This is a genomic window from Mesorhizobium sp. M7A.F.Ca.US.006.04.2.1, assembly GCF_004022915.1.
Taxonomy (GTDB): Bacteria; Pseudomonadota; Alphaproteobacteria; order Rhizobiales; family Rhizobiaceae; genus Mesorhizobium; species Mesorhizobium ciceri.
In genome coordinates, this window is sequence record NZ_RZQA01000182.1 from 1 (window position 1) to 8,625 (window position 8,625).

Annotated in this window: 6 protein-coding genes and 1 pseudogene; 6 read left to right on the forward strand and 1 reads right to left on the reverse strand. The window is 63.2% G+C overall.

Annotated elements, in window-relative coordinates; all coding sequences use genetic code 11:
• Window positions 1–149: 149 nt before the first annotated feature.
• The 6 genes from prfA to EN925_RS12340 all read left to right on the forward strand — a co-directional run bounded on the left by prfA (window position 150) and on the right by EN925_RS12340 (window position 8,249).
• Window positions 150–1,229 (forward strand): peptide chain release factor 1, encoded by a 1,080-nt coding sequence (gene prfA, locus EN925_RS12315; protein ID WP_127384728.1) that lies wholly within the window; start codon window positions 150–152, stop codon window positions 1,227–1,229.
• The gene (gene prmC, locus EN925_RS12320) at window positions 1,222–2,094 is read left to right on the forward strand and encodes a peptide chain release factor N(5)-glutamine methyltransferase (protein ID WP_127370352.1); all 873 of its coding nucleotides are present in this window, start codon (window positions 1,222–1,224) and stop codon (window positions 2,092–2,094) included. Before prfA ends, prmC begins: the two co-directional genes overlap by 8 nt.
• Before the next feature lie 303 nt (window positions 2,095–2,397).
• A complete protein-coding gene (locus tag EN925_RS12325; protein WP_024503799.1) occupies window positions 2,398–3,342 on the forward strand; it encodes a DUF4167 domain-containing protein in 945 nt (314 codons plus the stop codon).
• A 219-nt stretch (window positions 3,343–3,561) separates the two neighbouring features.
• Entirely contained in the window at window positions 3,562–6,168 is a 2,607-nt protein-coding gene (clpB, locus tag EN925_RS12330) for an ATP-dependent chaperone ClpB (protein ID WP_013529464.1), read from the forward strand.
• A 59-nt stretch (window positions 6,169–6,227) separates the two neighbouring features.
• Complete coding sequence (locus tag EN925_RS12335; protein WP_013529465.1) at window positions 6,228–6,593, forward strand: MmcQ/YjbR family DNA-binding protein; 366 nt, start codon at window positions 6,228–6,230, stop codon at window positions 6,591–6,593.
• Between the two features lie 150 nt (window positions 6,594–6,743).
• Window positions 6,744–8,249, forward strand: coding sequence for a L,D-transpeptidase family protein (locus EN925_RS12340; RefSeq protein WP_013529466.1), 1,506 nt, complete (start codon window positions 6,744–6,746; stop codon window positions 8,247–8,249).
• Here EN925_RS12340 and EN925_RS12345 read toward each other — a convergent pair.
• A pseudogene (locus tag EN925_RS12345) lies at window positions 8,223–8,625 on the reverse strand (hypothetical protein); the annotation flags it as partial. The gene EN925_RS12340 and the pseudogene EN925_RS12345 sit on opposite strands and share 27 nt — an antisense overlap.

Here is an 8,625-nt window from a genome sequence, read left to right on the forward strand (position 1 = left end):
GGTCAAGGCGATGCTGACGGAACTGCCGTTGGACGAGTTGAAGGCGTTTTTCGACGACAATCTGATGGCTCCGGCACAGGGCCTGCCGATGCGGGCGCTGCTGCAGGCCTTTGCCGACGACCGTTCGATCCCGTTATAGCAGCCTCATCATGGTCAATTTGCCCCGCGATCGTATGGATCAAGTCGTCAAGCGTTTCGAGATGCTCGAAGCGCAGATGTCGGCTGGCCCGGCCCCGGACGCCTATGTGCGTATGGCATCCGAATATGCCGAAATCCAGGACATGGTGGCCAAGGTCAGGGCGCTGCGCGCGGCCGAGCATGAACAGGCCGACCTCGAGGCCATGCTTGCCGACAAGGGCACTGACGCCGAGATGCGGGCGCTGGCCGAGGCCGAGCTGCCAGGGGTCGAGGACCGCATCGAGGCGCTGCAGAAGGACATTCAGATCCTGCTGTTGCCCAGGGATGCCGCCGACGACAAGAACGCCATTCTCGAAATCCGCGCCGGCACCGGCGGCGATGAGGCCGCGCTCTTCGCCGGCGACCTGTTTCGCATGTACGAACGCTACGCCGCCGAACGCGGCTGGCGTTTCGAGACCGCCTCGGCCAGTGATGGCGATGCCGGCGGCTACAAGGAAATCATCGCCACGGTGTCGGGCAAGGGCGTCTTTGCGCATCTGAAATTCGAATCCGGCGTGCACCGCGTGCAGCGCGTGCCGGCGACCGAGGCCAGCGGGCGCATCCACACGTCGGCGGCAACCGTCGCGGTGCTGCCCGAAGCCGAAGAGGTCGACATCGACATCAGGGCCGAAGATATCCGCATCGACACGATGCGCGCCTCGGGTTCGGGCGGCCAGCACGTCAACACCACCGATTCGGCGGTCCGCATCACCCATCTGCCGACCGGCATCATGGTCGTGCAGGCTGAGAAATCGCAGCACCAGAACCGCGCCAAGGCGATGCAGATCCTGCGCGCCCGCCTCTATGATCTCGAACGCGGCAAGGCTGACGAGGAGCGCTCCGAATCGCGCAAGTCACAGGTCGGCTCCGGTGACCGCTCGGAACGCATCCGCACCTATAATTTCCCGCAAGGGCGCGTCACCGACCATCGCATCAATTTGACGCTCTACAAGCTCGACCGGGTGATGATGGGCGAACTCGACGAGATCATCAACGCGCTGATCGCCGATCATCAGTCCAAGCTGCTCGCCGACATCGGCATCGATGACTGACCTGCCCAACGCGCTCGGGCCGCTGCTGCGGGAAGCGCGGGCTCGGCTCGGCAGCACCGTCGACGACCCGGCGCTCGATGCGAGGCTGATCGTCGAGCATTTTTCGGGCACGACGCGCACGCAAGCCATTGCGGACCCCGAACGCAGGGTCGGCGCCGGCGCTGTTGCCGAAATCGATGCCGCGTTGAGACGCCGCGCCGGCGGCGAACCTGTGCATCGCATCCTCGGCTATCGTGAATTCTACGGTTTGCGCCTGGCGCTGTCGCCGGAAACGCTGGAACCGCGGCCGGATACCGAAACGCTGGTCGAGGCGATATTGCCCTTCGTCAAGGCGGTTGCGACGCAGGAAGGCGAGTGTCGCATCCTCGATCTTGGCACCGGCACCGGCGCCATTGCGCTGGCGCTGCTCAGCGTCGTGCCGACGGCTAATGCCACCGGCGTCGATCTGTCCGCGGGTGCGCTGGCGACGGCGGCCCGCAATGCCGGGCAACTTGGCCTTGCGGGCCGGTTCACGGCGCTGCAGTCGGACTGGTTCGAAAAAGTTTCCGGCCGGTACCATGTAATTGTCGCAAACCCTCCCTATATATGTTCCGAAGACATTGGAAATCTGCAGGACGAAGTCCGCAATTTCGACCCGCGCCTAGCCCTGGATGGCGGCGCGGACGGTCTGAACCCCTACAGAACCATCGCTGCGGAAGCGGCAAGGTTTTTGGAAATTGAAGGCAGAATTGCGGTCGAGATCGGCCATACGCAACGCAACGAGGTCTGCGAGATATTCACTGCAGCCGGCTACGTGCCGGGCAGTGTTTTCCGTGACCTCGGTGGAAACGACAGGGTTATTGTCTTTGAAAGGATAAAGCCTTGACGCAGTGCAAAAAAGCGCTTGGCAATGCCGGGGAATGCGGCTAGGGTCGCCTTAACCGGATGAGACGAAGCAGGCAGTGCTCTTAGCGATTCGGTTTTCCTTGGAAATAGCTGCCTTCTTGCGCAAACGATGCCCAAGCTTCGTGCGGGAATCGTCCGGCAAGTGATGTAACCGGAACAGGATGACACGTGGCGCCAACGCAATCGATGCGGGCGAACGCCGGTGAAGAGACGAAACGGCTGGCTGCATGAGCGCCTCCGTTCGTGAAGAGTTTTTCGAAAATTTCAAAATGAAGAGAGTTTGATGAGGCCACAACAGCAGAACAGGCGCATGCGCGGTCGCAACAACAATGGCGGCGGCGGTGGTAACAATAACAACAATAACAACAACAACCGCAAGGGGCCTAATCCCCTGACGCGCAACTACGAGAGCAATGGCCCGGACGTGAAGATCCGCGGTTCGGCTCAGCAGATCGCCGAAAAATACGCCACCCTTGCCCGTGATTCACACAGCTCCGGCGACCGGGTCATGGCGGAGAACTATCTCCAGCACGCCGAGCATTACAATCGCATCATCGCGGCCGCACAGGCGCAGATGCCGATCCAGAACACGCAGCAGAATCGCGATGATTTCGACGATGATGGCGATGAGGACCGCGACGATTTCGACAATAGCGGCAACAACAGCAACGCTGCTTCCGACGTCCAGATCCCGGTGGTCAACCATGGCGCCGGCCCGCAGCCGGTTATCGAAGGTACGCCGGCCGAGGTCGCGCTGAACCGGGAAGGTGGCCGCGAGGCCCGCGATAACAATGGCGGGCGCAACAATGGCGGCCGCGACAACAATGGCGGGCGCCATCGTGATCGCCGCCCCAATGGCGGCTATGGCCAGAACGGCCAGCGCGACTTTTCATCGTCCGCCGAGCAAGGTGGTCAGCCCCAGGGCAACGAGATCCCGGTCCAGGGCGAAGCCGTTTCGCCGACCGAATCTGTGGCGCCGGCCGAACCGGCTCCGTCGTTCGAGAACCTTTCCCCGGCAGGTCTTGCCGCCCAGGCCGAACTCAACGAGGCGGCCGCCGAAAGCGGTGCTGCCCGTCGTCCGCGTCGTCCGCGCCGCCCGCGCGTCAACGCCGATCAGGTTGATGGCGGTAGTGACAATGCCAGTTCCGGGACCGACGCCGGCGAGGTGGCTGCGGCCCCGGCCGACAGCGGCAACGCCCAACCGGTCAATGTCGATATCGATAACTGACCCAACGGCATTTCAAGGCATTGAGCGGCGGAGAGAAATCTCCGCCGTTTTCGTTTGGGCGGCCGTGCAATATTATGTGGTTGCCGATATCGGGACGTCTTGAGGGTTCAGCGCCTGTGCACCATATCAGCCTCAACTGGACCCGGCTCGAATGAGCGGGTCCGTCACCGCAATCGGATCCGGTGCCGCAAAGCGGGCCGGTGATGGAAGGAGACAGATATGAACCTTGAGAAATACTCAGAGCGCGTGCGCGGCTTTATCCAGTCCGCGCAGACCATGGCGCTTTCCCGCAACCACCAGCAATTCACCCCTGAACATATCCTGAAAGTGCTCGTCGACGACGACGAGGGCTTGGCCGCGTCGCTGATCGAACGCGCCGGCGGCAACGTCCGCGACGTCAAGCTTGGCGTCGAGACGGCGCTCGAAGCGATGCCCAAGGTCGAGGGCGGCAATGGCCAGCTCTATCTGGCCCAGCCGCTGGCGAAAGTGTTTTCGACCGCCGAGGAACTGGCCAAGAAAGCCGGTGACAGTTTTGTCACGGTCGAGCGGCTCTTGCAGGCGCTCGCCATGGAAAAGTCGGCCAAGACCGCCGACATATTGGCCAAGGCCGGCGTCACCGCGCAGGCGCTCAACCAGGTCATCAACGATGTCCGCAAGGGCCGCACCGCCGATTCGGCGAGTGCCGAACAGGGCTACGACGCGCTGAAGAAATACGCGCGCGACCTGACTGCGGATGCCCGTGCCGGCAAGCTGGACCCCGTGATCGGCCGTGACGACGAGATCCGCCGCACCATCCAGGTGCTGTCGCGCCGCACCAAGAACAATCCGGTGCTGATCGGCGAACCCGGCGTCGGCAAGACGGCGATCGCCGAAGGCCTGGCACTGCGCATCGTCAATGGCGACGTACCGGAATCGCTGAAGGACAAGCAGCTGATGGCGCTCGACATGGGCGCGCTGATTGCCGGCGCCAAATATCGCGGCGAGTTCGAGGAGCGGCTGAAGGCCGTGCTCTCCGAAGTCACCTCGGCCAGCGGCAACATCATCCTGTTCATCGACGAGATGCACACGCTGGTCGGCGCCGGCAAGGCGGATGGCGCCATGGATGCGTCCAACCTGCTGAAGCCGGCGCTGGCGCGCGGCGAGCTGCACTGCGTCGGCGCCACCACGCTCGACGAGTATCGCAAGCATGTCGAGAAGGATGCAGCCCTTGCCCGGCGCTTCCAGCCGGTTTTCGTCGACGAGCCGACGGTGGAAGACACCGTTTCGATCCTGCGCGGCCTGAAGGAGAAATACGAGCAGCACCACAAGGTGCGCATTTCGGATTCAGCGCTGGTGGCGGCGGCGACGCTGTCCAACCGCTACATCGCCGATCGCTTCCTGCCGGACAAGGCGATCGACCTGGTCGACGAAGCCGCATCGCGGCTGCGCATGCAGGTCGATTCCAAGCCTGAGGCGCTGGACGAGATCGATCGCCGCATCATGCAGCTCAAGATCGAGCGCGAGGCGCTGAAGGTCGAGACGGACGATGCTTCGAAGGACCGGCTCGCCCGCCTGGAAAAGGAACTCGTCGGCCTTGAGGAGGAATCGACCGAGATCACCGCCAAGTGGCAGGCCGAGAAGCAGAAGCTCGGGCTCGCCGCCGACCTGAAGAAGCAGCTCGACGAGGCGCGCAACGACCTTGCCATTGCCCAGCGCAAGGGTGAATTCCAGCGCGCCGGCGAGCTTGCCTATGGCAAGATTCCGGAACTGGAAAAGAAGCTGAAGGAGGCCGAGGCCCAGGACGGCAAAGCCGGCATGGTCGAAGAGGTGGTTACCCCCGACCACGTCGCCCATATCGTCTCGCGCTGGACCGGCATTCCGGTCGACAAGATGCTGCAGGGCGAGCGCGACAAGCTGCTGCGCATGGAAGACGAGATCGGCAAGCGCGTCGTTGGCCAGGGCGAGGCGGTGCAAGCTGTGTCGAAAGCGGTGCGCCGCGCCCGCGCGGGCCTGCAGGATCCGAACCGGCCGATCGGCTCGTTCATGTTCCTCGGACCGACGGGTGTCGGCAAGACCGAGTTGACCAAGGCGCTGGCGAGCTTTCTGTTCGACGACGAGAGCGCCATGGTGCGCATCGATATGTCGGAGTTCATGGAAAAGCACTCGGTCGCCCGGCTGATCGGCGCGCCTCCCGGCTATGTCGGCTATGAGGAAGGCGGCGCGCTGACCGAAGCGGTGCGGCGCCGGCCCTATCAGGTCGTGCTGTTCGACGAGATCGAGAAGGCGCATCCGGATGTGTTCAACGTGCTTTTGCAGGTGCTCGACGACGGCCGCCTGACCGACGGCCAGGGCCGCACGGTCGACTTCCGCAACACGCTGATCATCATGACGTCGAACCTCGGCGCCGAATATCTCGTCAACCTCACCGAGGACCAGGATGTCGATCTGGTGCGCGACGAGGTGATGAACGTCGTCAGGGCATCGTTCCGGCCGGAGTTCCTCAACCGCGTCGACGAGGTGATCCTGTTCCACCGGCTGCGCCGGCAGGATATGGGCCGCATCGTCGAGATCCAGCTCAAGCGGCTCGAGAGCCTGCTTGTCGACCGCAAGATCACGCTATCGCTGGACCAGGAGGCGGTGGATTGGCTGGCGGCCAAGGGCTACGACCCGGCCTATGGCGCGCGGCCGCTGAAGCGGGTGATGCAGAAGGAATTGCAGGACCCACTGGCGGAGAAGATCCTGCTCGGCGACATCCTCGACGGCTCGACCGTCAAGGTGACAGCCGGTTCCGACCGGCTGAATTTCCGCTCCAAACCGACGATCGTCGCGGCGGAAGCGGCAGCCTGATCCCGCGCCACGCGTCCTTCCTGGACGCGCGGCGTTTTTATATAAAACGTGGGGTGGGGATGACACTGGACGACTACAACAGCTTCTGCGACTCGCTGCCTTCGACGACCCATGTCGTCCAGTGGGGTGGCGCCCATGTTTGGAAGGTGGGGGCCAAGGTCTTCGCGATCGGCGGCTGGGACGATGGCCAGCAGCTCTTCGTCACCTTCAAATGTTCCGATATCGCCTATGATGTGCTCAAGGAACAGCCGGGGCTACGGCCCGCACCCTATCTTGCCTCGCGCGGCATGACATGGATCCAGCGTCGGACAAGCCAGAGCATGGATGATGCCGCGCTGAAGGACTATCTGCGCGAGAGCCATCGCCTTGTCGCCCTGAAGCTTACCAGGCAGGCGCGCAAGGAATTGGGACTTGCCGAAAGCTAGCCTATATTCCTTGAGGCGCCGGAAAACCGCCATCTTCATGCCCGGTTCATGTTGGAACCATAGGATGGTGTAACTGGTTTGCTGGCGAAGGGGTTCGCCAGAAGACAATGCCGGCGGCGGCAAATTTACGGACCGGAGAATTTGGCCACCATGTTCCGCACGATCTTTGCCCTCTCGGCGCTAGCCGCCGGGCTTGTGTCTTCCGGGGCGTTCGCCGCGCCGACGACGGACAATGCGCCAAGGGTTGTCCGCGCTGCCGATACCGGGGGCATCCTTGTCGCCCAGGACGGTAATCTCGACATCTACTACGACGCCAGGGGCAACCGCGTGATCGTCGATGCCGATACCGGCAAGGTCATCGCCATCCAGCCGCCGCAGACCCGGCTCGACCGCCGCGCCTTGCGCCGCGAGACACGACTGCGCGAACTGGGCCGCGCCCCCGAAGGCGACGACCGCTACTATCTCGACGATCCGGAAGACATGGCGCGGTTCCGGCGCAAGCAGTTGGAAGAGGAAGGCCGCGTTATCCCGCCGCCGGCAGATGAGTACGATCCCTATGGGGACAATTCCGCCGAAGCCTACCCGCCGGCGCCGCAGGACGATGGCAATTACGACGACAATTATCCCGACGCGCCGCAGCCGGCTAAGCCGGGTACAATCAAGCGCCAGCCGCTGAACGAGGCCGCGATAGACCCTGCCCAGCCGACGACACCCGCCGATCAGGCGGCTCTGCCGCCAAAGGCCGGCGACAAGACCACCGTTGCCCCGGCACTTTCGCTGGGAGCGCGCCAGGATGTCGCCGCCCTTCAGGTGCTGCTCGACCGGGGTGGCGCTTCGCCTGGCGTCATCGACGGGCGTTTCGGTTCGAATGTCGACAAGGCGCTCGCCGCCTACAACCAGATCACCGGCGCCAATCTGCGATCGACCGACGCGGTCGCCATCCAAGCGGCACTTGCGCAATCCGGCGGCGATGCCTTCGCCAACTACACGATTACAGCGGAGGACGCGGCCGGTCCCTATGTCGCGTCGATCCCGGAAGACTACAGCCAGAAGGCGCAACTCGACCGCATGGGTTATACGTCGGTGACCGAGGCGCTCGCGGAGCGCTTTCACATGGACGAGAATTATCTCAAGGCGCTCAACCCGGAGGTCGATTTCAATCGTCCCGGCACGATCATCAAGGTCGCCAATTTCGGCAGGCTGGTTTCGACGCCGGTGGCGCGTATCGTCGCCGACAAGGACAAGAAAGAGGTTTTCGCCTATGACGCCGGCGGCAAACTGGTCGCCGCCTATCCCGCAACCATCGGCTCGTCGGATACGCCGTCACCGTCCGGCATACACACGGTGTCGCGCGTGGCGCTCGATCCGAACTACACCTACAATCCCAGCATCAATTTCAAGCAGGGTCAAAACGACAAGGTCCTGACCATTCCGCCGGGCCCGAACGGTCCCGTCGGTTCGGTCTGGATCGCCCTGGATAAGCCGACCTACGGCATCCACGGCACGCCCGATCCGTCGAAGATCGGCAAGACCGAGAGCCATGGCTGCGTACGCCTGACCAACTGGGATGCGCGGGAGCTGGCCAAATTGGTTTCGCCGGGCGTGACGGTGGAGTTTGTCGGCGGGCCCTCAGCCGATAACCTTGCGCAGCAGTGAACCGCGAAGCGCGGCGGCATAGACCAACTGCACGATCAGGATGAAGCCGACGCTGAGCGAGGGACTGACAAGCGAGAGTGCGGCACCGGCCGCCCACAGGATCTGTGCCTTGATGATGCGCAGATAGACCGTGCGTTTGGTTTCCGCATCGACATCCTCTGCTACGAAGCCGCTTTTCTCCGCATAACGCCAGCTCGCGAACAGCGTGACGCCGAGCGCCAGCAGATTGAGCCAGTAGACCAGCACCGCGGTTCTGAACTCGAGGAAGTCGGCCAGAAGGTCGGTCGAGAAGGGCAGCAAGGCGATGAAGGCGAGAAAGCAAAGGTTCAGCGTGGCAAGCCGTCGATCGGATTTGGCGATCAGACCATGCTGCGCC

Bases quoted from the DNA above. Each gene is read 5' to 3' on its own strand.
- clpB (WP_013529464.1), top strand. From the start codon at position 3,562: ATGAACCTTGAGAAATACTCAGAGCGCGTGCGCGGCTTTATCCAGTCC.
- prmC (WP_127370352.1), top strand. From the start codon at position 1,222: ATGACTGACCTGCCCAACGCGCTCGGGCCGCTGCTGCGGGAAGCGCGG.
- EN925_RS12335 (WP_013529465.1), top strand. From the start codon at position 6,228: ATGACACTGGACGACTACAACAGCTTCTGCGACTCGCTGCCTTCGACG.
- EN925_RS12340 (WP_013529466.1), top strand. From the start codon at position 6,744: ATGTTCCGCACGATCTTTGCCCTCTCGGCGCTAGCCGCCGGGCTTGTG.
- prfA (WP_127384728.1), top strand. From the start codon at position 150: ATGGTCAATTTGCCCCGCGATCGTATGGATCAAGTCGTCAAGCGTTTC.
- EN925_RS12325 (WP_024503799.1), top strand. From the start codon at position 2,398: ATGAGGCCACAACAGCAGAACAGGCGCATGCGCGGTCGCAACAACAAT.